The sequence below is a fragment of the Methylosinus sp. R-45379 genome (genome assembly GCF_001644125.1).
Lineage (GTDB): Bacteria > Pseudomonadota > Alphaproteobacteria > Rhizobiales > Beijerinckiaceae > Methylosinus.
Genome location: NZ_LUUM01000280.1, coordinates 1 through 23584, shown reverse-complemented (window position 1 = coordinate 23584; position 23584 = coordinate 1). Strand labels below are relative to the sequence as shown.

Genomic DNA, 23584 nt, shown 5'->3' with positions numbered 1-23584 from the left:
GCTCAGAAGGCTTTGTAATTAAGTATGAGGTTCACGGACAGACTCTTATATTCCTCGCGCTCGTAGGTGGCGGATCATTCGACCACATTTGCCGTCTAGCAAGGAGGCACCCGAATGGATCTTCGGATACCGGACAGAACCGCTATCGTCTGCGGCGCCTCTCGTGGGCCAGGGATGGCCTGCGCCTGGGCGCTCGCCAATGAGGGCGTCCATGTCACACTCGTCGCTCGTCGCGCCGAAGCCTTGCAGATAGCTGCCGAACGAATTGCTGAGGCGACGGGAAAACAGCCCGGCTTCGTGGTCGCAGATGTCGGCACGGCGCAGGGGCGCTGCGGTCCAGGCGTTGAATACAGAGCCCGACATCCGGCTCTGTCGCGAATTTTTCTCACGGGCCGGTTGGGGCTATGATCGCGGGGCCGGGGCAGGCGGAATAGAGTGATGATCGATTTCAATGGCAGCCATTTTGAACGCGACGTGATCCTGTGGGGCGTCCGGTGGTATGTGGCGTATCCGATGAGCTATCGTCAACTCGAGGAAATGATGGAAGAGCGAGGCGTCGAGGTCGACCATTCCACGCTCAACCGCTGGGTCGTCAAATATGCGCCTTTGCTTGAGAAGCAGTTCCGCGCTCGCAAGCGCGCGATCGGATCCAGCTGGCGTCTCGATGAGACCTACGTGAAAGTCAAAGGCTGCTGTGAAATATCTGTATCGGGCCGTCGACAACGCAGGCGCGACAGTCGATTTTCTGTTGACCGCCAAGAGGGATCGCAAAGCCGCGTTGCGTTTCCTGCGTAAGGCGATCGGCCAACATGGCGGGCCGGAGAAGATCACGATCGACAAGAGCGGCGCCAACACGGCGGCGATCGAAAGCTACAATGCGGAGCATGAAGCGGACATCGAAATCCGGCGCATCAAATATCTCAATAATATTGTCGAGCAGGGCCATCGAGCGATGAAGCGAGTGACGCGGCCGACGTTGGGCTTCAAATCATTTCGATCGGCTGCCGCGACACTCTCGGGGATCGAGCTCATGCATATGATCCGAAAGGACCAGTTGCAGACCAGGGACGAATTGCGTCCAGCCCAGCAGTTCTATGCGCTCGCGGCGTGAGCCGCGTCACTCTCACGCGTTCATCGCGTCCATAAACAAAATTTGCGGCAAAGCCAAAATTCGCGACAGAGCCGGTTCATTCAACAAATTTCGGCCGATTCGGGAATCCCTCGACGTGAGACAGTCTCTCAGAGGGTTCGTATTAGGTAATGCTGCGGAAAGAATTCCACCAAAAAGCATGATAGGTTTTTAGAATGCTGGTCATTTGGCGGAACTGTGAATGACCGCACTTTGGGTGAAGCGATTCACCCAAAGTGCGGTAGCCGTGGGACCGACAAGGCTCTAGCCGATCTTATTCATGACGGGGCCAGTTTTTGGATTGTTGGGCCGTTCGGCTCACGAGCCGTGCGAGGTCGTTCCGCTTTTTCACCGCTTCGAGAACCGCGCCTTCAAGAACGCGTTAGAGGGATAGGAAAGATGTGAGGGGCGCGCTGCCCCGTCGTTCATGGGCCGCCAGGCAGGAGCAGCGGCGCCAGCAGGGAGCAGAAGATATCGGCTTCGGGACTGGCGGCGGTGAAGGGGCGAGGCGCACGCGGCTCGCGGTCTCAATCACGCGGTCGGCGGCCTTCAGCAGGCGTAGCGTCGAGAACTTCGCTTTCGCCAGATCGCAAGGTGCCGGAATGGCGTCGCGGACGCGGAGCACCTGCCAATAGGCGGCGGTATGCGAGACGAGGCGAAGCTGATTGGCGAGCGCCGAACGGCATGAGGTTCGATCGGAGGATAGCTGCGTCTTGTGCAGCTTGATGAGGTTCTCCGCCTGTCTGTGTGCGTACTAGAGGCTGTCGTAGAGCCATTGCGGCGCACCATGCGAAAGAATGGTAACGACGACGCGGATATCGCGGCCGAGCCGCGTCGCTTCGATGCGGGCGACCGTGCACCGCCCCCTGTCCCAGGACTTGGCGCAATGGCGCGTCTCGGCATAGCCGAGCACGCCGTCCAGGTCGTCGATGGCGCACTCGACGCAGACAGCGTCCGCCATCCCGTCGACTTTCTTGGACAGCGGCTTGGTCCCGGGTAGGCCGAAGACATAATCGACGCCGTGATCGTCGCACAAGGCCATCGCCTCGGGCCGCGCATAATGTCCCTCGCCGCGAAACAGGATGCGGCTCGCCGGCCAAGATTTGCGGATAGATCGCGTCAGCGGGTGCAGATGCGCTCTCACCTCGCCGCGGGACGGCGTCTTGCCCGTGCGTAGGATCCCGGCGACGAGGCGGCTCTTCTCGGTGTCGTAGACATGGATCGGCAGAAAGCAGCGCTCGTCGTAATGGGCGTTGAACAGCGACAATTGCTGATGGCCATGCGGGATGTTGCACGTGTCGTGGATATCGAGCGTGACGGAGGACGACGGCTCGTCGTAGGAGGCCATCCATTGGTCGACGAGCGCATAGGTCAGGTGGTCACATCGCGCAGAGCTGGCGCGTTGTCGAGTCGCGACAGCGTCGGCTGCGAGGCGAGATCGCGGCCCGTGTCGGGCAGACGCCCGCAGGCGCGCTTGAACGCCCGGTCGGAGCGCAGAAAGTCGAGATCGTCGGCGTCCTCATAACCGCAGCTGATCGCGTAGATGCGGGCGCGGATCATATCGGCGAAGATGTGGGTGATGCCCGAGGGATCGCGGTGATCGAGAAAGTAGCGCGCCAGCCGCGGGGCCACGCCGAGCCGGCGCTCCGCCATGGCGAGCAGAATGACGCGCCGTCCGAGGAGATGCGTCCGCCTTCGAACGAGGATCGAGCTCTTGCATATGATCCGAAAGGATTAGTTGAAGACCAGAGGCGAATTGCGTCCTGCGCAGCAGTTCCACGCCCTCACCGCGTGAGCCACGTCACTCTCACACGTTCCTCGAGCGCATAAAGAAAATTTGCGACAAAGCCAACACAGCGATCCGAGAAATAAAGATCCCAGACGCACATGCCGAATGATAAGAAAAGCAGCGGGAAAGATCGCTCTATAACAAGAGGCGCACTTTCGGGGGTACGAGCAACCGGGCAATCCCTCGCCTTCGCGGTGTTTCTCCTCGTCTTACTGCCGGTCATACTCATGCTTGCACTGGCCGCTGCAGCGTTCGAGACCGACGATCTACGCGAACTGTAAAATTGACGGCAGTGGTACGAACGCCTCAACAGCCGTTTTGAAATCCTCCAGAATAACCTCGGCATCCCTGGAATGCGGGTCATCTGGCCGCGTCCTGTCGCGAGGACACGACAGTGGATAAGCAATCAACAACGCTGGAAGGCGTCGAAAACTGCATGGACGAAAGCACACGATACTTTGGAACGCGACTTGCGGAGCGGCTCCGCGCCTAGGACGCGACGATCGTTTTCATCGGGCTGGGCTATGTAGGCCTGCCGATTTGCCTTGCGGCAGCCCGTTCAGGCCTGAACGTGGTCGGCTCGACATTGAGCCCGTCAAGCCCGCGATACTTCTCAAAGGCGAAAGTTATCTGCATGGTTGCGGTGCAATTTCATGCACCTCGCCGTGCGATGAGGGCCGACATTCGTTGGGATTGGGCCGCGAGCACCGCACGCCAGATTTCGGGCGCAGTTGTCCCAGCGGCACCAAATTTGCTCAGTGCAAATTGACCATTCCTGATGCGATGCATGATTTCGACACCGGCGATGGTGATCGCCGCATGTCGGAATCGCTTGAACCCGAGCATAGGACCCAAGCGAAGCTTGATAGATCGGTGATCCTGTTCAATCAGATTATTCAGGTATTTCGAAGATCGAATTCGAGTCCGTGCGCTGCCTCGATGCTGCGCGAGAAGCTCGCGCGCCGCCCGATGTGACGCCTGATATCCGTCGAGCGTGATTTTGCGCGGGGGCCGTCCGTGGCTCGCGAACGCACGACGGAAAAACGCTTTGGCGGCGGCGACCTCCCGCTTGGCGCGCAGCAAAAAGTCCACTGTCTTTCCCGCCTTGTCGACGGCGCGATAGAGATAAACCCAGCAGCCCTTGATCTTGACGTAAGTTTCGTCGACGCGCCACGATCCGCCGACCCTGCACGCGAAGCGGTTCCACCGCTTTTCGAACTCCGGAACGTAGCGCTGAACCCAGCGCATGATGGTCGTGTGAGCCAAAGCCAAGGCGCGTTCGGACATCATTTCCACGAGATCGTCGAAAGCTGAGCTTGTATCGCCGATACCAGCGCACGCAGAGAACGATGATCTCGCGGTCGAAATGGCGGCCTTTGAAAAGTTTGTCCGCACTCAGCATCACCCATTACCCCAGCGTCCGGTTCTGCCCTCACGGATTATGTCCGCTCATACCGTTTGCACCAGAGCCTGGTAATTTACCCAACGAGCACCAATGCCGATTGTGCACTATAATCGGCTCCAGAATAGACGCTGCTTGAACCATTCGCTCCGCGAGCTAGCCTCGCACAACATTTCGTCCACGCGCATTTAAATTTAGATTCGAGGCGGCATTGATGCGTCAATCTCGTTCGCTGTTCACCGAACTTGCTCTCGTCGCCATCGCCATCGAGGCGATTGCTATCTCGAAAGACAATTTCGGAATCGCAAAAGCGAAATTGGCATATGCTGTTCGAGCGCGTTCTATCATCCATTCCCGCGAGCTCACGCCGCGAACGCGAAGCATTTTGTCGAAGCGCCACACGTCCGCTGTCTCCTTCAGCGACGCCGTACCTTCCGATCTGAGGCTACATTTCTGGATCGAACGCCCGGTCGATTTCGTCGGTTCGCACATCTTTCCGGCGATCGTCGCTTCGTTCGAAATTTTCGCTACGACATTGACTGTAATCGGACTTCCGATGGCCGGCGACGCTCCGGCGGCTGCTGATCGCCGAACAGCTCGAATTCATCTCGTTGCTCCACGCGACGCGAGAGCAGCGCGCGACTCGACGCCATGGGCTTTCTCTACCCTGTGAAGGGTCGCATGGCCTCACGTTGCGCGAGACGGTAAGCGCCACTGCGCCTTCGTGCGGCGGCGTGACGACAAAATCGGGCTTCGGGTGAAGCGATTCACCCGAAGTGCGGTAGCGTCGGGCGAACGAACGTCTCTTATCACATCCTACGCCGTGTTCGAGCCTCGCTCGAAATTTCACAATGGCTAAAAGCTGTTTCACGACCTCACTTCTAACCGACGATGGACGGCACGATGCTAACCTCGAAATTGCAACAGCGCGCGCCTATCGATGCTCTCGAAGAACGTCTGACGCGCAGGCACGCGCTGATCGGCGTGATCGGACTCGGCTATGTCGGTCTGCCGATCTGCATCACCGCCGCCGAAGTCGGATCGCATGTGCTGGGGTTCGACGTCGATCCCATGAAGCCCGAGGCCCTGGCGAAGGGAAAAAGCTACCTCAAGCATATTTCGGACAATCGAATTCGCCCGCTCGTGAAACAGAATCTGATCGAGGCGACGACCAATTTCGATCGCCTTTCCGAAGCGGACGCCCTGCTGATCTGTGTGCCGACCCCGCTCGACGCTCATCTCGGCCCGGATCTCTCCTTCGTCATCGCGACGGGAGAGCAGATCGCGTCCCGTTTGAGACCCGGTCAATTGATTATATTGGAGTCCACAACCTATCCCGGAACGACCTATGAAGTGTTGCGCCCCATCCTGGAAACCAGCGGACTCTCGTGCGACAAAGACTTTTATCTCGCCTTCTCGCCCGAGCGAGAGGACCCGGGCAATCTGGAATTTTCGACGTCGCGCATCCCGAAGGTCGTCGGCGCCGACAGCGCCGACGCACGCAGATTGGCCGTCGCGCTCTATAACCAATTCGTCCCGAGGACCGTCGAGGTCTCCTCGAGCGCAACTGCCGAGGCGGTCAAGCTGACCGAAAACATCTTCCGCGCGGTCAACATCGCGCTCGTCAACGAGCTGAAACTGGTCTATGGCGCGATGGGCATCGACGTGTGGGAAGTGATCGAGGCCGCGAAATCGAAGCCTTTCGGATATATGCCATTCTATCCCGGGCCAGGGCTGGGTGGACACTGCATTCCTATAGATCCTTTCTATCTCACCTGGAAAGCGCGCGAATATGGCGTCGTGACGCGCTTTATCGAGCTGGCCGGAGAGATCAATTCCAGCATGCCGCAGCATGTCGTCAATGAGCTGGCGCGGGCTCTCGACGCCACTCGCGGGCGCGGCCTGAACAAGTCGCGCATTTTGGTGCTCGGCGTCGCCTATAAGAAGAACGTCGACGACATCCGAGAAAGCCCGTCGCTGCGACTCATCGAATTGCTCGAAGCGCGTGGAGCGGAGGTGCGTTTCTATGATCCTTACGTCAACATGATCCCGGAGACGCGCGAGCACAAATCTTTGGCCGGGCGTCGGTCCGAAGTCTGGGATCCTGCGCAAATCGGCGGCTATGACGCGGTCCTGATCGCGACCGATCACGACGATGTCGATTACGCCGTTCTCGCCTCTCATGCAAAATTGATCGTCGATACGCGAAACGCATGTCGGCACCGGGGCGTGACGAGCGCCAATGTCGTCCTGGCGTGATGCGGACAGCATTCGCATCTGAGCGTCGCGCCGATTCAGAGATGGAATAGCCATGTTGGAACTCGAGCCGCGAACGATCGCCTGCGTTGTCGGCGCGCGCCCCAATTTCGTGAAGATCGCGCCGATCATGCGCGCCATCTCGGCGCGCAAGGGCCTCGTAGCGCGACTCATCCATACTGGGCAACATTACGATGTCGCCATGAACGCCGTGTTTTTCGACGAACTCAGCATTCCATCGCCGGATGTAAATCTCGAAGTGGGGTCCGGAACCGGCACAGAGCAGACGGCCCGCATCATGTTGGGAATGGAGTCCGAGCTGTCGAAAAAAACGCCAGATCTCCTGCTCGTAGTCGGCGACGTCAACTCGACGGTCGCCTCCGCGCTCGTCGCCGCTAAGCTGCGCATTCCGATCGCTCATGTCGAAGCCGGGCTGCGCAGCAAGGACCGCTCTATGCCGGAGGAGATCAATCGCCTCGTGACAGATCGGCTCTCCGATCTCCTTTTCACGACCGAACATTCCGCCGTCGATAATCTGATCGGAGAGGGCGTTTCTCCGGGACGCATCGTCTTCGTCGGAAATGTGATGATCGATACATTGCATGCGTGCCTACATCGCGCGGCCCCCGCGCGCGAGACACTCACGGAAATCGGCGTGACACCCGCGATCGGCGAAGATGTGGTAAGCCGCGGCTTCGCGCTGGTCACACTGCATCGTCCCTCCAATGTCGACGATCGGGACAAGCTCGCATTGCTTCTTGAAGCTCTGGCCGGGATCGCGCAAAAAATTCCGCTCGTGTTTCCTCTGCATCCGCGCACGGGTTCGATGATCGAGAGCGCTGATCTCGGCGGATTTCTACGCTCCTCCCCCATCATCGTCGCCCCGCCGCTCAGCTATCTGCGCGCGATCGGGCTCATGCGCGAAGCGCGCTTCGTCGTCACCGACAGCGGCGGTGTGCAGGAGGAGACGACTGCTCTCGGGACGCCATGTCTAACGGTTCGAAATAGCACCGAGCGCCCGATCACCATCGAGCAGGGCACAAATCAACTCGTCGCCACGCTCGATGAGCTGAATGCTGCGGTCGACGATATCCTCGACAATGGCGGCAAGAAAGGTCGCATCCCACCCTTGTGGGACGGGCGCGCGGCCGAACGCATCGCAGAGGAGATCGACGCGTTTCTCGCTCACGAGCGCTTGCCTCTACCCGCTTGACGAGGAAATTAGCTGATCGTGCGGATCGTCTTTTTTACGCACTACTACCCGCCCGAGGTGAATGCGCCAGCCTCCAGAACCGCAGAGCACGCCCGCGTTTGGGCGCGCGCTGGGCATGAGGTCGTCGTCGTTACCTGCGTGCCGAACCATCCGCGCGGCAAGGTTTATCCCGGCTATGTCAATCGGCTCTATCAGACGGAGACAATCGACGGCGTGCGCGTGGTGCGCGTGTTCACGCTCATCGCCGCCAATGAAGGTTTCCTGCGTCGGGCGTTGAACTACCTCTCTTACGCACTGTCGGCGAGCATGGCGTTCGTCTGGCTCCAGCGCCCGGATGTCGTCATATCGACTTCACCGCAATTTTTTTGCGGCCTCGTCGGGCTCGTCGCTCGCGCGTTGAAGCGGACCCCATGGGTTCTCGAGATACGCGACCTGTGGCCGGAGAGCATTGTGACAGTCGGCGCGATGCGCAATGGATTCCTCATTCGCTGTCTCGAGCAGCTCGAGGCCCTGGCCTACCGTCGGGCCGATAGGATCGTCTCCGTGACGGACTCATTCATGCCTCACATCGCCGCGCGCGGCGGCGCGCCGGAAAAGACAACAGTGATCAAGAATGGCGCGGACCTCGATCGTTTCAACGCGAGCGACGACACACACGCGGCGAAAGAGCGGCTCGACTTGCAAAGCAAATTCGTCGCGGCCTATGTCGGAACGCACGGCATGGCGCACGGTCTCGACACGATTCTGGAGGCGGCCGAGTTGCTGCGAGGGGCGACGGACATTATTTTCCTACTCGTCGGCGAAGGCGCGGAACGACCACGACTTCTCCGCCTGAAGGAAGAGAGGCGGCTCGACAATGTCCTGATGCTCGAACAGCAGCCGAAGGAGGCCATGCCGGGCATATGGGCCGCGACGGATGTCAGCCTCATACTCCTGCGCCGAGACGAACTATTCAAAACAGTGCTGCCTTCCAAAATGTTCGAAGCCATGGCTATGCGCCGTCCAATTGTTCTCGGGGTGGACGGAGAAGCGCGTAAATTGCTTGAGGAGGCCCGAGCGGGAATTGCGATCACCCCGCAGAGCGCGAATGAGCTCGCCGCTGCAATCTTGCGGCTCGCCAATGACCGCAATCTCGTTGCTCGGCTCGGCGCCTCAGGCTGCGCGCATGTGCGCGAGCATTACGATCGGGCAGTGCTCGCGGCGCGCTATTTAGATGTTCTGTCGGCAGCGATCGGCGCTGAACCGGCGAAGCGTCCAGTCGCCGTGCAACTCGAGACGCTGGCCCGCCGATGAAAGAAGGAGCATTGCGCAAGATGGCGCGGGCGATCGCCTTCGGGCGGAACGTGCCGCTGGCCAAATTGGCGCGCCGCTTGGAGCTCGATTTGATACGACGCGTCGCCCATGTCGGACTGTCCGCGCCGCTCCCGGCCACAGCGCCGCCGCTCGCCGATAGGCCGCCGACGCCTCTTTTCGAACCGCGGCGAGGAATGATCGCACGGATCGGTCGATCCTTGCGCTTCACCTTTCTTCGCCAGTCGCATGCGTCCCCTGCCATCGTCGACTGGCGGATGCGTCGTGGCGATCGAGGCGGGCAGCTCTGGCGAATGAATCTCCACTACATGGAGTATCTGGAGGACGTCGACGATGAGATGTTCTTCGAACTCGTCAGCCAGTGGACGAACGCCAACCCTCCCTATGCGCGGGACTATTGGAAGGACACCTGGAACAGCTATGCGCTTGCGTTGCGTGTCGTCGTCTGGATGCAGCAAGCAGCCACCCGCGGCGCGCGTCTGACCGTCGACGAGAGCGCGATGATGATCGCTTCGCTCGCCAGACAATTGCGATTTCTGGAAGCCAATCTCGAGACTGACATCGGTGGAAATCACCTCATAAAGAACCTCAAAGCGCTGATCTGGGCGTCCGCTTTCTTCACGGGTCGCGACGCGGATCGCTGGCGCGCGTGCGGCTTGCGTTTGCTACGGCGGGAATTACGTGCCCAAATCCTGCCGGATGGGATGCATTATGAGCGTTCCCCGTCCTACCACTGCCAGGTATTTGCCGATCTGCTCGAGTGTCGCCATGCGCTCGGCTGCGATCCATTGAACGGCGAACTCGACGATGCTCTACACCACATGGCGCAAGTCGTCGCCGATCTTACACATCCGGACGGCTCGGTCGCATTGTTCAACGACTCGGGCCTGTCGATGGCCTATGCGCCGGGCGAATGCTTGGCTGTCTACGAAAAGCTGTTCGGTGGACGGCCGTCGTCCCGCGATGTCTTTGCTTTTCGAGACGCCGGCTACTTCGGGTTACGCAGCGAGGAAAGCTATTTTCTCGCCGATTGCGGCCGCATCGGGCCAGACGATTTGCCTGCACATGCGCATGGCGACGTAGCGAGCTTCGAATGGTCGGTCGGCGGCGCGCGTATCGTCGTCGATCAGGGTGTGTTCGAATATGTCGCCGGCGAGCGGCGCGAACTTTGTCGGACGGCGGCGAGCCACAACACATTGTGTTTCGACGGCGCGGATCAGGCCGAATTTTTTGGTTCGTTCCGTTGCGGACGACGGCCTGAGGTCGCCATCCTCTCCTACAGCCGGACTGACGATGGCTTCATGCTCACGGGAGAGCACGACGGTTTTGCACGATTGGCGCAGGCGCCCATCCACATTCGCGGGTTCGCCGTCGAACCGAGTCGAATAACGATCACGGACCGAATCGAAGGTCACACGAAGCGAGTGGCGAGCATTGGTTTCCTGTTGCATCCGGACGCGCAGGTCGAAATCGCCGGCGCCGTCGCGTCGATAACGCGCGGTGCGGTGGCGATCCGAATGAGCTGTTCCAGGCCGATCGAAATCGAGCCTGCGGTCTGGTGGCCGGATATGGGTCTGGAGTTCGACACGACGCGATTGCGCGTCAAACTCGATGGCGAAGACGGAGTCACGACGGAGTTGAGCGTCGTTTCGTATTCGGCTGACGAGTAGAAGCAGCGGAGATCTCGTGAAGCAGGTCGAGCAGAACTACCGAACTGGCGAATTGCGGGTCGCCGAAGTTCCAGCGCCGAAGGCGATCGATGGTGGCGTGCTCGTCGCGACCAGAGTGTCGCTGATCAGTTCCGGCACGGAAAAGCAGTTGATCGATCTCGCCAAGGCGTCGCTTGTCGGCAAGGCGATCGCGCGTCCGGACCTCGTGCGTCGCGTGTTGCACAATGTCGGACGCGACGGCCTACGGCCGACGATCGAGAAAGTGTTCGCCAAACTGGATACTCCGATTCCCTTGGGATACAGCCTCGCCGGCGAGGTCGTCGACATCGGACGACGCGGAGGCGCCTATGTGGTCGGTGATCGCATTGCATGCGCGGGCGCGGGACAAGCCAATCACGCCGAGTTCAATGCTGTGCCGATGCATCTCACCGCGGCCATTCCGGCAGGCGTCGACGATGAGGACGCGAGCTTCGTCACGCTCGGCTCGATCGCACTGCAAGGTGTGCGCCTCGCTTCGCCGACGCTCGGCGAACGAGTAGTGGTCATGGGCCTTGGCCTTCTCGGGCTGCTCACGGTTCAATTGCTCAAAGCGAACGGCTGTCGCGTTATGGGCTTCGATCCCAATCCGGCGCGCGCGAAACTAGCAGTGGAGCTAGGTGCGGACGCTGCCGTCAGCGACGACCTGATCGAAGCGACGGCCGGATTCACCAATGAATATGGCGCCGATGCGGTGATCGTCACGGCGTCCAGCAAGTCCAATGAACCGATCAATCTCGCCGCCGAGATCAGCCGACTGAAAGGCCGTATCGTCATTGTCGGAATGATCGGTATGACCATCGATCGTGAGCCCTTCTACAAGCGCGAATTGGAACTGAAGCTATCGCTTTCCTACGGTCCGGGCCGGCACGACCCAGCCTATGAGCAGAACGGGTTGGACTATCCTCTGCCCTATGTGCGCTGGACCGAACAGCGCAATATGGAGGCGTTTCTCTCACTCGTCGCCGATGGGAAAGTGACGCCGAAGCGGCTCGTCACGCATCGCTTCCCGATCGCGCAGGCGGAGAAGGCGTATGAGCTGCTCGAGAGCGACGAGCCTCATCTCGCCATTCTGATCACATATCCAGAAGCGGCAGGGCGAGCGATCGAAAGAAGTCTGCGTCTCGCTCCACCGGCGCTCCGCGCCAGCGGCGGAAACGGCGTCGCTTTCCTCGGCTTCGGAAATTATGCCCAAGGCGTGCTGCTGCCGGCGCTGCGCAAGGCTGGCGGCGCGACGCTGACCACGGTGGTGACCGCCACGGGCGTCAGCGCGAGGCACGCCGCCGAGAAGCATGGATTTGCTGTCTCGGCGACCGAGCCGGCCGCTGCCTTGGAGGACAATGATACCGACACTGTGTTCATCGCGACGCGACACGACACGCATGCGCGCTTTGCGCGCGACGCCTTGCGATCTGGAAAGCACGTGTTTTGTGAAAAACCACTGGCGATCGACAGCTCCGGCCTGACCGAGGTCCTAGGCGCGGCTGAAATCGGGCCGGGCGTGCTCACCGTCGGATTTAATCGACGCTTCGCGCCGCTGCTGCAAAAGGCCAAAGCTGCGCTCGAGCCGCGAACGGGAGCGCTCGTGATGCTATATCGCATCAACGCGGGCGCTATCCCGGCCGATAGTTGGATACAGCGCGAGGAAGGAGCTGGCCGCGTGATCGGCGAAGTATGCCATTTCGTGGATGCTTTGACCTTCCTATCCGGAAGCCTGCCGATCGAGGCGCAAGCGATCGCCACGCGCGATCATGCCGATGCGGTCTCGATCCTCGTCCGCTTCGCCGACGGCTCCAGCGGCACGATCGTCTATTCGTCGGTCGGCGACGCGGGCGTGCCGAAGGAATATATCGAAGTCTTTGCCGGGGGGCGCGTGATCCAACTCGACGACTTTCGTTGCCTCACCGTGACGCGGAGTGGCAAGCGCAAGACGACGAAAAGCGCGCAGAACAAGGGCCAGCACGGCCTCGTCTCGGCGTTTCTCGAGGCGACGCGGGGCAAGCGCGAGGCGCCCATTCCGCTCGCTCAACTCGTCGCCGTCACAGAAGCGACATTCGCGATCGAGGAATCGCTACGCATCTGCGCGCCGGTCGCGATTCCGGCGAGTCGAGAATGAAAGCGGCAATCCATTTCTTGGTCCGGTCGTGGACTGAGGTCGCCGACAGAGGTGTTTTCGATGTCTGCACAAAATAGGCTCGTCCATCACGCCTCGAAAAATCGGGCGAGGCGTCTTCAAATCCGTGCTCGAACTCGAAGCCGAGATCGCCCGCTACATTGGCCGAAATTCCTGCAACCTCTGTCTGAATCGGTGCGCTCGGAGGCGATCTTGAACCAGCGCTATGTTCAATATGGCTGCGGCCTCAGCGCCCCGGAAGGGTGGATCAGTTTCGACGCCTCCCCGCGTCTTCGCCTGGAACGGCTGCCAGGAGTTGGCTTCGTAGCCGACACTCTGAACCTCCGCCTGTTTCCATCCAATGTCGCCTATGGAGATATCGTTGCCGGCTTGCCCGTGCCCGACGGCTCTGTGGAGGCGATATACGCCAGTCATGTGCTGGAGCACCTTGCACGGGAAGACGTGTCGCGGGCGATCGCTAACACGTATAAGGCGCTGCGTCCGGGCGGCGTGTTCCGCATGATCGTGCCCGATCTCGCTTCGCGGGCCGAACGCTATCTGCGTGATCGGCGTGAAGGCCGAGGCGAGGCCGCGGACGCTTTCATCGGGGCATGTCACATCGGCTTGTTGCAGCGTCGACGCGGCCTAGTCGGAACTCTTCGATCTTTCTTCGGCTATAGCGGCCATCGCTGGATGTATGATCGGGAACTGATGAGCAGTCTTCTTCGGGAGGCGGGCTTTGTCGAAATTCGTCCCTGCGAGTTTCATGACAGCAACGATCCCATGTTCGATCTGGTCGAGGATCGCGGGCGTTTCGTCGACGATGGCCATACCGAGGTCGCCCTTCAGGCCCGACGCCCGGACGAGCCCTGTGTCGCCATCCGTATGTCAGCATGAGAGTCGCTCGCAGGCTCGAGCGGATATGTCGCGCGTGACGCAGATCGCATTTTCATGGATGGGCTTGCCACAATACGCAGCGCGGCTCATTCGCGGCGCTGTGGATCGCTTGGGCCAAGATTGTATCGTCGTCGGCTCGCCGCCGGAAGTGCCGATCACGGGCATGGAAGAGGCGCTGAATTGCCCGATCTCGTGGGTCGACGCCATGCAACCAGTGACCTGGCGCGATCTCGGATTCGCCATCCCTGAAATCTTCGTGCAGTCCGGTTGGGCCTATCCGGCGTTCGTAGCGCTCGGCCGCGAGGTGAAGGCCCGCGGCGGCCGCGTGATCGGTCTCAGCGACGCTAACTGGCGTGGAGATTTCCGGCAGTTTGCTCTCGGCGCCATCGCCTTTCGTATCTTTCACAGACGCCATTTTGACGCCATGATTGTCCCGGGTCGCCAAGGCGAAAGGCTGATGCGCTGGTTCGGGATGCCGGCCGATCTGGTGCGCAGCGGCATGTATGGCGCGGACCAAACTCTGTTCCATGGCGGGGGCGATCTCGCGTCGCGGCCCAAAACCTTTCTTTTCGTTGGCCAGTTCATCGCTCGCAAAGACGTGCTTGGTCTCGCTAACGCCTTTATCCGCTTTTCCCGTTCACGCCCCGATTGGAGGTTACGCCTGTGTGGTAACGGCGAACTGAAGCATCTCATTCCCCAACATGATAACATCGTGACCGAGGATTTCGTGCAACCCGAGCAATTGGCCGAAAGGTTCCGAATGGCGAGAGTCTTCGTATTGCCCTCGCTCGCCGAGGCGTGGGGGCTGGTCGTGCATGAAGCAACCTCATGCGGCTGCAGCCTTTTGTTGAGCGATCGCGTCGGCAGCGCGGACGATCTTGCAGGCGCGCGCAACGCGGTGCGCTTTGTCGCGGGAAACGAGGATGAGCTTTTGCGAGCCTTGCACGAGGCGGCCGACTTCGATGATGCGCGGCTGGTTGAGGCCGAAGCGGAGTCGAGACAACTCGCCGGAGCATTCGGCCCCGGGCGATTCGGTCGTGAAGTTGAAGGGCTGATCAGCGAATTTTTGCATGATGCACGGGACCAAGCGCGTCAGCGCCCGGAATTCCTGTAAGGAAACACGAAATGTTCAATTCTCTCCTCGTGCGATTATTCGGGTTCCAGGCCACGCTGCATCATGGCGACGCACTCGTCTGGGATCGCATGCGATGGATCACGCGGCGGCTGCGCGTCACTCGCAACGCCGATCGCTTGCTGGATGTCGGCTGCGGCTCGGGCGCCTTCACCATCGGCACGGCCAGACGGGGATACAGGAGCCTCGGATTGAGCTGGGATGAGCGGAATCAGAGGGTAGCGCAAAAACGCGCGGCGCTTTGCAACGTCCAGAGCGCGACATTCGAGATCTGCGACGTCCGCAAGCTGCACGAGCGAACCGATTTTATTGGCGCCTTCGACGTCGTGTTGTGTTGCGAGAATATCGAGCACATCCTCGACGACCTGGCGCTCATGAAATCCATGGTCAACTGCCTGAAACCCGGCGGACGGCTGTTGCTGACGACGCCTCATCTCCATAGGATTCCGCAAACTTTCATGGATTACGGTCCATTTCCGGACGTCGAGGACGGGCGCCATGTGCGCGCCGGCTACAACCGGGCGATGCTATCGGAACTCTGCGCTCTATCGGGTCTGACGATCGAAGAGTTCAGCTTCATCTCCGGCCCGATCAGCCAGTCGAGCGCCTGGCTCATGTGGCAGATCGGACGCATTCATCCGCTCTTCGGCTGGGCCGTAGCACTGCCGCTGCGTCCGCTACCGCCCTTGTTCGACAAGCTGCTGATGCGGCGTTTCGGCTTCGCCCCGTTCTGTATCGGGCTGGAGGCGTATAAGCCGCGCTTTTCCATCGCATCGGCGTCGAAGCCTGCGGCCTCCGCGTCCTGACGAGGGCGATGTCGCTCTAGCTTTCTTTCGTCGAAGCGAATTCTGATCGATCGAACGATTCCGTTTGATCGGAAAGCACTTATCTTATGACTTTTCCTGCCGCTGAGGCAGAAAGGAACCGCTCTCGTCACCGGCGAGGGATGAATCGGGAAACCGCGGACCGTTTGACGGTTAGAGCTAGAGTATGATCGCCCTCGTCTTTTCCTTTGGCCTGATCGGATACTCGGGCTTTTGGCCCGAATGACAAGCAGAGGCATGGAAAAGATGAACCCTTCTACCATTGGCGTCGACGTTTCAAAAGCTTGGCTCGACGCGCATCGCCTCGTGGACGGAGCCGCGCGCCGTTTCGCCAATGACAAGACCGGCCGAAAGGCCTTGATCAAATGGATGGGCGCCGCGCCGGTGAAGCGTGTCGTGTTCGAGCCCACCGGCCCTTACCATCGCGCGCGTGAACGCGCGCTCGACATAGCCGGTCTGCCGATAGCCAAAGTCAATTCGGGCCACGCGCGCCGCTTCGCCGAGGCCGCCGGCAAGCTCGTCAAAACCGATCGCGCCGACGCCGCCATGCTGGCGCGCATGGGAGAGGCTCTCGACCTCGAGCCTCGCCCTTGCGTCAGCCAGACCATCGCCGAGCTGAAAGAATTGCATCTGGCGAGAGCCGCGCTCATCAAAGACCGCACCGCCGCCACGAACCGCGCGAAGGCGATCACGCTTTCGCTGCTCGAAAGGCGGAACAAAAAGCGCATCGCCGAAATCGACGCGAAAATCGTGGAGATAGACGCCGCAGTCGAACAGCGCATCGAAGGCGATCCGCTCCTCACTCGCCGGTTCGAAATTCTCCTCTCCGTCCCCGGAGTCTCGAAATTCACGGCTTTCGCCCTGCTCATCGAAATGCCAGAACTCGGCCGCCTCGAAGGAGGACAGGCGTCGAGCCTCGCTGGCCTCGCGGCTGTCCGACGACAGTCCGCAGATGAAGGCCGGCTTTGCCAGGCTCCTCAAGGGGAAGCCAGGCAAGGTCGCCATCACCGCCCTTATGCGCAGAATGATCGTCCTCGCCAGCGCCTTGTTGCGCGATGATCGCACTTGGGCTGAAAAAGCCCCTTGTCCATAACGGATACTCTAGCGGCCCCCGACATCGATTTTGGCGGCGCTTTTCGAATTTCGATCGCTGCGCAACAGCAAGCGAGGCGAGGCGTGACCGGGCAAGAGATTGCTTTCGAGAATTACGTTGCGCGGCTGAGCATGGACCAGCGCGAATTGTCTACGACAGCGCTTATCGCGCGAGCCGCGTCGCAGGCCGCGAGTGGATCGCCCAGGCAGGCTCGGCCGGCCCATTCAGGAGCGACGACATGACCGACCCCGTCGCCGGCGCGAAGCAGGCGCTGGCCGAATATTACGCCGCCGCCGCCGCCGATTACGATGCGCTTCACATCGATCCGAGAGACGAGCACGCCAAGGCTCTCGGTTGGCTCGCCGCGATGATCGGCCAATATGCTTTCACGAGTGTGCTGGATGTCGGCTCGGGAACGGGCCGCGCGCTGTTCTATCTGAAAGATCGGCCCGGTCTCGAATTGAAGGGCGTCGAGCCGTCTCAGGCGCTTCGCGAAATCGCCTATGCAAAGGGACTGGCGGAGACCCAGCTCGTCGCGGGCGATGCGTTGGCGTTGGAGTTCGTTGATAATTCCATCGACGTCGTTTGCGCTTTCGGGATACTCCATCATATCGAAGATCATCGGCGCGCGGTCGCCGAAATGTGCAGGGTGGCGCGTAGAGCCGTATTTATCTCCGACGCAAATAATTTCGGGCAGGGCAGTTTCAAAAGTCGGGCGATGAAACAGATTTTGAATGCGCTCGGCCTCTGGAGGATTTGTGACTATATTCGTACCGGCTTCCGGGGGTATCATTTCAGCGAAGGAGATGGGGTGTATTACTCCTATTCCATCCATGACGATGTTCTGAGCTTACGCTCGAAATTTCCTGACGTCTATTATATGAGCACGAGGCCGAGCGGGCCCGACCTCTACCGGGCGGCGCAAACACTGGCGGTGTTCGCGACCCGCGAAGACAAACACGGATAGAGCATCGTCTGTCGGCCATGATCAAACGGCTGCAACGGAGCGCCAAAGGGTTTCAAATGAGCCGACTGCAATATCTTCTGCGAAGCGCGTTACGCTTTGCTGATCCGGCGGGATGGATCTGTCCCAACTGCGGTTCTGCGGCCGCGCAAGAAATAGACAGGAAGTTCTTAGTGACGCGGCTCATGCGCTGCGACGAGTGTCGTCTCCAGTTTCGCGGCCCGACGGACACGGAAGAGTTCAACAAGATATTTTACAATTTCCATTACCAGGAAGGGACTGCCATGATTTGTCCCTCCGACACGGAAATCGCAGCGTTGACCGCCGCGAACTTCGCCGGCTCGGAGCGGGATTTTTCCCGCTATGTCGGACTTTTGAAGCGACACGGCGTCGCGGAAGGCGACAAGGTTTTCGACTTCGGCTGTTCCTGGGGCTACGGCAGCTATCAATTCGCCCGCGCTGGATATGACGTCGAGTCCTATGAAATCGCCGAGGATCGCCGCAATTACGGCATCGCGAAGCTAGGCGTTCGCCACGTCGACGACCCCTTTGCGATCGACGAAGAGCATCCGCTGTACAACAGCTTCGACTGTTTTTTTTCGGCCCATGTCCTCGAACATGTTCCGGCGCCGTCGAAGGTCTTCGATCTGGCATGGAAATGCCTGCGGCTGGGCGGTGTATTTATTGCTGTGGCGCCGAACGGCTCCGCACGCCATCGAGAGCGATTTCCGCAGTCGTGGCGCACGATGTGGGGCGGCGTCCACCCGAATTTTCTCGACGATGTGTTTTATGACGCCCAATTTTCCAGATCGCGGCGCCGCTATGAATCTCCGAGCGGCGGCGATCCATGGGAAAATTATGAACTAGGCTTTATCGCCTTCAAAGGCCCAGATCAGGACCGATTTTGATTGCGGGACAGGTTGAACACAATGCAGTCCGCGCAGTCGCGTGGAGGCGGAATCATGGAACAGTAAGCGAGCACATTCAATGAGCGAACCAGCAACGGCGCGTCCGACAGTATCAGCGCATTACGATGCAGCCTATTTCGAGTGGCAGAAGGATGGAGGGCAATTTGGCGGATGGGCCAATATCGACAAATTTCGCAAATCGATCGAGCCTGCATCGAGGGTGCTGGATTTGGGTTGCGGCGGGGGATTCCTGCTCGCCAATCTCGAATGCGCCGAGCGATTCGCCATCGAACCCAACGCCACGGCGCGCGAGACCGCAGTGAGCAATGGCGTGCGGGCTTTCGCCAACGCGGCAGAAGCGCTCGCGGCGATCGGGCAGGAGAGCATCGACGTCGTCATTTCCGACAATGCGTTGGAGCATGCGCTCGAGCCCTGGCAGGAGTTGCGGGCCTTGAAACCGCTGTTGAAACCCGGTGGCAAGCTGCACATCGTGGTTCCCTGCGAAAACATCAGCTGGGTCTATAAGACGAAGGACATCAATCAGCATGTCTATTCCTGGAGCCCGCAGAGCATTGGCAATCTGCTCAAGGCGGCTGGCTATGAGGTCGAATATTCCCGGCCCTATATCCACAAATGGCCGCCCAGGATGAGCAGGCAGCTCGCACGACTCGGACGCCCCGTGTTTAATTTCTGTTGCCGGGTCTGGGGGCAACTCGATCGCCGCTGGTTTCAGATCGAGGCGATGGCCACGAAGCCCATGAGCGATCATGACTGAACGGCGAGTCATGATGATCCAGCAGGGCGCGCGACGAAACTTCGTCTATGCGCGACATTTGGAAGCCGCGAATTTGCTGCATAGTCTCGTGACCGACGCCGCCTGGCCGGAGGGCGATGCTGGCTCATTGGCGCAATTCGCCGCTCGGTTCGCGCCGCGGCTTCGCGGGGCCATCGCGCGCCGGACGGTTCGCGGTGTGCCTAGCGCACGCTTGCACGCTAGCGTGCTGCCCAACCTCGTCTCGACGTCGATGTCCTTTCTGCATGCGGAACGCGCCTACCCGCTGATCGACGAGGCGCTCGCTTGGCCCAATCGCCTGCGCGGCCTCGAGGGCGCTGACATTGTCGTCAATTATCACGGCAATGGCGGCTCGTTCCTGGCGTTTGCCAAGCGCCGCGGCGCGCGGATTGTCTCCGATTTTGTCGTCACGCCCAAATATCTCGAGATCGAACACGAGGAACGCTCGCGATGGCCGGGTTGGGAAAGCGACAGCACTTCCCCGTCAGTAATCGAATTCTACCGCAAACGAATGAGCCGCCTCGTCGCCATATCCGATCTCTACCTTTGCCCCTCGCGGGCCGTGGCGCGCGATCTCGGAGATTTGCCCGGCTTCGATCCGGCGCGGGTGAGGCTCGTTCCCTACGGCGCCAGCGGCGTCCTGCTGCGCGAGGCCCGGCCGGAGCCGGGGCGAGTGTTGTTCGCCGGCGCGGCGGGCCTGCGCAAGGGCATTCCGTATCTCGCCGAGGCGGCGCGCATCTTGAACCAGCGGGGAATGAACATCGCACTCATTGTCGCCGGTCGGGTGTCGCCGATTGTCCGAGCGCGGCCGGAGACACAAGACCTCGTCTTCCTCGGCGCGCTCGACCGCGAACGGATGGCGGAGGAGTTCGCGCGCACGGATGTATTCTGTCTGCCCTCGCTCGCCGAAGGGTCCGCGACATCGATTTATGAGGCCCTGGCCAACGGCCTTCCGGTGGTCACGACAGAATCGAGTGGTTCGGTCGTTCAGGACGGCGTCGAAGGCCTGATCGTTCCCGAACGCGACGGAACAGCCATAGCCGATGGAATCGCGCGCATCGTAACCGATCGGCGATTGCGGGCCGCCATGTCGGCGGCGGCGCTGGCGACCGCGCAACGATACAGCGACGAGGCCTGCGGCCGCACTTTTGTCGCAGTCATCCGAAAGCTGGCAGGTTTGAGCGACGTCCGCCTCGCTGAGCCGAAGGCATGACTCCTGATCTCAATCAGGGTCGAACCGGGATTGCTCACTCTCTTTCCGATCTTAGAGCAATTTCCGATCTGATTGGATCGAAAACGGGCCTGCTGAATTTGGCGTTGCTGGCGATCGCCAATTTCGTCTCGGTGCAGTCATTCAAGCTCGGCGCAATTTCTCTGCCGTGCATGCTGTTGATGACCAGCTTCGTTTACTTCTACCTCATGCCAGGACTGTCCTCCGCCGACGGCCAAGTGACGCCGCGGTATGCGGGCGGGTATTCCCTCGCAAATCCCACAAGGCGCCAATAGCGAGATTCCTCGGTGGTTACGCCGCTCTTCGTCGGCGGAGGTGAGCAGGTGGTGACTGCATTTTGTCATCGACCAAACGCCGCACGTCGAGCGCCCCTTGATTTTCGCCTGCAAGACCCACACTCCAACCGGCTCTCCCAAGGTTTCTGGAATGAAAGTTCTCGTAGATTGCACGCCGCTCGCCTGGGGGGGAGGGGTTCAAGGAGCTATCGCCCTCCTCGTCAATTTGCGACAACAGTCCGATATCGATTGGCAGGCGGTTGTGCCCATCCCACTCCAGTCTTTCCTTCCGCCGGAAGTCGCTTTCGATGCTCGTGTGTTCTTCGTGCAGAAAAGACACAATTTTGACCGCGTGTGGCTTCGCTATAAGCTGCCCCATATCGAAGCCGCATTTGCGCCGGATATCGTATTCACGGTTAGCGGGCCGGCATACTTTCGCGCGCGCGCCTACCATGTCGTCGGCTTTGCGCTTCCCACTCTCATTTATAAACCCGACGGCCCGCTCACATCGCCGACGCTCCTCGGGAAGCTCACCGATTGGTTACGGTGTATCGCGCTTCGCCAAGCCGATCATTTTGCAGTCCAAACGCAAGTGGTTGCCGACAGGTTGGCACGCCGCCTCCAAATTGATCCAGACCGAATTTCCGTGATCGGAAACTGCGTCAATCCGCTTCTCGCGCAGCACAGTCCCGGAGAGGATCCGCCCATTGGATGTTTCGGAATCTTGATTCCAACGGCATATTATCTCCACAAGAATCTTGAGATTACGCCCCCAGTCGCGGCGGCGATGCGACGGCTCGATCCTGAGTTGGACTTTGAGTTCCGATTCACGCTGGAGCCGTCGAGTCCCCACTGGCGCGCGATTGCCGCCGAGGCGAAGCGGCTTGGGATCGCGGATCGCCTCGTTGCCGTGGGCACGTTGCGGCTCAACGAGCTGGCGCTCGCCTATCGAGCCGCTTCCGCAGTATTCCTGCCGACATTGCGCGAGGCCTCGACCGCCGTCTATCCTGAAAGCTTTTTCTTCGAGCGACCATTGGTGACGTCCGATATGGATTTTGCGCGCGAGCTGTGCGGAGACGCGGCGATCTTCGTGCCACCACAGGATGTCGACCAAATCGCTGCCCGCTTGATCGAGCTCGCTCGCTCTGCGGAACTGCGCTCGCGCCTCATCACGGCCGGACGACGACAATTGCCGCGCGCGTACCCAAGTTCCAGTGAAAAGTTCAAACTTCAGGTGGAACTGCTCCACAGAGTGATCGCCACGCGCAATATCGACGCACGCAGACAGCGATGATCTCGCGAACGAGATCCCGGCCTTTGTGAAAAGAACGTCAAAGGTCGACATCATACTCACCCCGCTCCTCGCATCGAGCGGCCGTGCCCATCGCCCGTCGTTTGCACCAGAGTTGTAACTTGACCGGCAGTGATCGCCGCTGACAGAGGACACGATGAGAAATTCTGAAGGCCTTGTTTTTTCTAGCCAGCAACCGGCGGAAGCCGCCCCCTGCCAAGAGGCTGTGGCGGGGCATTTTGAACGATTGGCGGAAAGTTACGCGACCAACTTTGACCCCCACACACACACTGGTGCCGCGGTTCAATTTCAACTGCGACGCCAACTCACTGTCGAATTGTTGTCTGGAGAGAAACCGCGTGCGCTCCTCGACATTGCGGCGGGCTCAGGCGAGATTACCCATGCAGTTGCCTCATTCCTCGCATTCGACGAGTTGCTCGTGAATGACATCAGCCCGGGAATGCTGCAGTTGGCTCAGCGAGGTTTCAAGCAGCGGCCACCGGCCGGCAGTATTACATGGACTAATGAAGACGGATTCGAACTGCTGACGAAGGCGGGCGCTGACCGATTTGACGTGATCCTTTGCCTTGGTTTGATTGCGCACACTGGTCGCCTCCCAGAACTCCTGGCGCGCGCCTTCACCAGCCTCCGGCGTGGTGGCGTGCTCATCTTGCAGTCCACTCTGACAGACCATCCAGGCGCCTGGATCAGCACCCTCTACGCGCGGTCGCCGTTGCGACGCGTGATCTACAAGGTCGAAGCTTTCTCCAAGGACGAGATACTTGCCGCTGGATCCGCGGCCGGGTTCGAGTTGGCTGAGATGCGTCGTTACGGAATCTGCCTGCCGTTCGGCGACCGCATTCTGCATCAGATCAATTATCTCCTCGAGGCGGCCTACGCCGGTAAGTTGAGCAAGCGTGGCGGAGAAGCTTTGTTCAAGTTGAGGAAGCCGATTTGAGCCCGGCTTAGACGTTCTGCGGACGGATGCATGCATCCGGCTCGGCTGCGGCGTGAGCGCGATGAAGTCGGCGCTTCATTTGCGCGAACCAGCCCATTCACGATGATGCGGCGTCGTAACAGCCCGTTGACGAAGTCGCGCCTGGCTGATTCGGTTTCCAAGTGAGATTCGGCTGAGGTTGGCTTGATGGCGATGCGGCGTGAGACGGGGACGCAGGGGGGATCTGGTTGTCGGCTGGGCCGAGCTACCGCGCTCTCCGGGGCACGCATTTTACGACGAGCTGACCTGCCCCTGAAAAA

General features: G+C 60.2%; 19 protein-coding genes and 2 pseudogenes. 19 read left to right on the top strand and 2 right to left on the bottom strand.

Features of this window, described 5'->3' with window-relative positions:
* Positions 1-114 precede the first annotated feature (114 nt).
* Both A1351_RS24125 and A1351_RS19155 read left to right on the top strand, forming a co-directional pair.
* Complete coding sequence (locus A1351_RS24125) at positions 115-408, top strand: SDR family NAD(P)-dependent oxidoreductase (RefSeq protein WP_083967421.1); 294 nt, start codon at positions 115-117, stop codon at positions 406-408.
* Positions 409-438: 30 nt separating this feature from the next.
* A protein-coding gene (locus tag A1351_RS19155) for an IS6 family transposase (RefSeq protein WP_245291684.1) occupies positions 439-1111 on the top strand; the annotation gives its coding sequence in 2 pieces (ribosomal slippage) (positions 439-690 and positions 692-1111; 672 coding nt in all).
* Positions 1112-1511: 400 nt separating this feature from the next.
* Here the strand turns inward: A1351_RS19155 and A1351_RS19150 are convergent.
* Together A1351_RS19150 and A1351_RS19145 are read right to left on the bottom strand one after the other, a co-directional pair.
* Positions 1512-2782: pseudogene (locus A1351_RS19150) on the bottom strand (IS1380 family transposase).
* A gap of 787 nt (positions 2783-3569) precedes the next feature.
* Positions 3570-4320, bottom strand: a protein-coding gene (locus A1351_RS19145) for an IS6 family transposase (RefSeq protein WP_245291683.1) whose coding sequence is annotated in 2 segments (ribosomal slippage) — positions 3570-4220 and positions 4222-4320 — 750 coding nt in all. Because the reading frame shifts where the segments join, the coding sequence is not laid out codon by codon here.
* A 214-nt stretch (positions 4321-4534) separates the two neighbouring features.
* Here A1351_RS19145 and A1351_RS19140 point away from each other — a divergent pair.
* From A1351_RS19140 to A1351_RS19055, 17 genes and pseudogenes are all read left to right on the top strand, one after another.
* Complete coding sequence (locus A1351_RS19140) at positions 4535-4993, top strand: hypothetical protein (protein ID WP_024882129.1); 459 nt, start codon at positions 4535-4537, stop codon at positions 4991-4993.
* A 230-nt stretch (positions 4994-5223) separates the two neighbouring features.
* Complete coding sequence (locus tag A1351_RS19135) at positions 5224-6579, top strand: nucleotide sugar dehydrogenase (RefSeq protein WP_026597738.1); 1356 nt, start codon at positions 5224-5226, stop codon at positions 6577-6579.
* A 52-nt stretch (positions 6580-6631) separates the two neighbouring features.
* Complete coding sequence (wecB, locus tag A1351_RS19130; protein ID WP_064033701.1) at positions 6632-7789, top strand: non-hydrolyzing UDP-N-acetylglucosamine 2-epimerase; 1158 nt, start codon at positions 6632-6634, stop codon at positions 7787-7789.
* Positions 7790-7807: 18 nt separating this feature from the next.
* On the top strand, positions 7808-9082 hold the full coding sequence (locus A1351_RS26030) for a glycosyltransferase family 4 protein (RefSeq protein WP_024882126.1): 1275 nt from the start codon (positions 7808-7810) through the stop codon (positions 9080-9082).
* A 20-nt stretch (positions 9083-9102) separates the two neighbouring features.
* Positions 9103-10770 carry an alginate lyase family protein gene (locus tag A1351_RS19120; protein ID WP_198162453.1) on the top strand — a complete coding sequence of 556 codons (1668 nt, stop codon included), beginning with the start codon at positions 9103-9105 and terminating at the stop codon, positions 10768-10770.
* A gap of 16 nt (positions 10771-10786) precedes the next feature.
* Entirely contained in the window at positions 10787-12922 is a 2136-nt protein-coding gene (locus tag A1351_RS19115; protein ID WP_024882124.1) for a bi-domain-containing oxidoreductase, read from the top strand.
* Positions 12923-13132: 210 nt separating this feature from the next.
* A complete protein-coding gene (locus A1351_RS19110) occupies positions 13133-13816 on the top strand; it encodes a methyltransferase domain-containing protein (protein ID WP_051465632.1) in 684 nt (227 codons plus the stop codon).
* A 34-nt stretch (positions 13817-13850) separates the two neighbouring features.
* On the top strand, positions 13851-14930 hold the full coding sequence (locus A1351_RS19105; protein ID WP_166671917.1) for a glycosyltransferase: 1080 nt from the start codon (positions 13851-13853) through the stop codon (positions 14928-14930).
* Positions 14931-14941: 11 nt separating this feature from the next.
* Positions 14942-15754 (top strand): bifunctional 2-polyprenyl-6-hydroxyphenol methylase/3-demethylubiquinol 3-O-methyltransferase UbiG, encoded by an 813-nt coding sequence (locus A1351_RS19100; protein WP_024882121.1) that lies wholly within the window; start codon positions 14942-14944, stop codon positions 15752-15754.
* 264 nt (positions 15755-16018) lie between these two features.
* Positions 16019-16865 (top strand): annotated as a pseudogene (locus tag A1351_RS19095) (transposase).
* A 238-nt stretch (positions 16866-17103) separates the two neighbouring features.
* Positions 17104-17832, top strand: a complete 729-nt coding sequence (locus A1351_RS19085) for a class I SAM-dependent methyltransferase (protein ID WP_024882119.1) — start codon at positions 17104-17106, stop codon at positions 17830-17832.
* Positions 17833-17888: 56 nt separating this feature from the next.
* Complete coding sequence (locus tag A1351_RS19080; protein WP_166671921.1) at positions 17889-18737, top strand: bifunctional 2-polyprenyl-6-hydroxyphenol methylase/3-demethylubiquinol 3-O-methyltransferase UbiG; 849 nt, start codon at positions 17889-17891, stop codon at positions 18735-18737.
* 40 nt (positions 18738-18777) lie between these two features.
* Positions 18778-19512, top strand: coding sequence for a class I SAM-dependent methyltransferase (locus A1351_RS19075; protein ID WP_134188299.1), 735 nt, complete (start codon positions 18778-18780; stop codon positions 19510-19512).
* Positions 19513-19639: 127 nt separating this feature from the next.
* The gene (locus tag A1351_RS19070) at positions 19640-20743 is read left to right on the top strand and encodes a glycosyltransferase family 4 protein (RefSeq protein WP_371441510.1); all 1104 of its coding nucleotides are present in this window, start codon (positions 19640-19642) and stop codon (positions 20741-20743) included.
* Complete coding sequence (locus A1351_RS19065) at positions 20740-21036, top strand: hypothetical protein (protein WP_134188300.1); 297 nt, start codon at positions 20740-20742, stop codon at positions 21034-21036. The genes A1351_RS19070 and A1351_RS19065 overlap by 4 nt, the downstream gene beginning before the upstream one ends.
* 97 nt (positions 21037-21133) lie before the next feature.
* Complete coding sequence (locus A1351_RS19060) at positions 21134-22330, top strand: glycosyltransferase (RefSeq protein WP_036290048.1); 1197 nt, start codon at positions 21134-21136, stop codon at positions 22328-22330.
* A 154-nt stretch (positions 22331-22484) separates the two neighbouring features.
* On the top strand, positions 22485-23285 hold the full coding sequence (locus A1351_RS19055) for a class I SAM-dependent methyltransferase (RefSeq protein WP_064033698.1): 801 nt from the start codon (positions 22485-22487) through the stop codon (positions 23283-23285).
* The last annotated feature ends 299 nt before the right edge of the window (positions 23286-23584 follow it).

Bases quoted from the DNA above. Each gene is read 5' to 3' on its own strand.
- A1351_RS19055 (WP_064033698.1), top strand. From the start codon at position 22,485: ATGAGAAATTCTGAAGGCCTTGTTTTTTCTAGCCAGCAACCGGCGGAA.
- A1351_RS19120 (WP_198162453.1), top strand. From the start codon at position 9,103: ATGGCGCGGGCGATCGCCTTCGGGCGGAACGTGCCGCTGGCCAAATTG.
- A1351_RS19140 (WP_024882129.1), top strand. From the start codon at position 4,535: ATGCGTCAATCTCGTTCGCTGTTCACCGAACTTGCTCTCGTCGCCATC.
- A1351_RS24125 (WP_083967421.1), top strand. From the start codon at position 115: ATGGATCTTCGGATACCGGACAGAACCGCTATCGTCTGCGGCGCCTCT.
- wecB (WP_064033701.1), top strand. From the start codon at position 6,632: ATGTTGGAACTCGAGCCGCGAACGATCGCCTGCGTTGTCGGCGCGCGC.
- A1351_RS19085 (WP_024882119.1), top strand. From the start codon at position 17,104: ATGACCGACCCCGTCGCCGGCGCGAAGCAGGCGCTGGCCGAATATTAC.
- A1351_RS19135 (WP_026597738.1), top strand. From the start codon at position 5,224: ATGCTAACCTCGAAATTGCAACAGCGCGCGCCTATCGATGCTCTCGAA.
- A1351_RS19065 (WP_134188300.1), top strand. From the start codon at position 20,740: ATGACTCCTGATCTCAATCAGGGTCGAACCGGGATTGCTCACTCTCTT.
- A1351_RS19100 (WP_024882121.1), top strand. From the start codon at position 14,942: ATGTTCAATTCTCTCCTCGTGCGATTATTCGGGTTCCAGGCCACGCTG.
- A1351_RS19080 (WP_166671921.1), top strand. From the start codon at position 17,889: ATGAGCCGACTGCAATATCTTCTGCGAAGCGCGTTACGCTTTGCTGAT.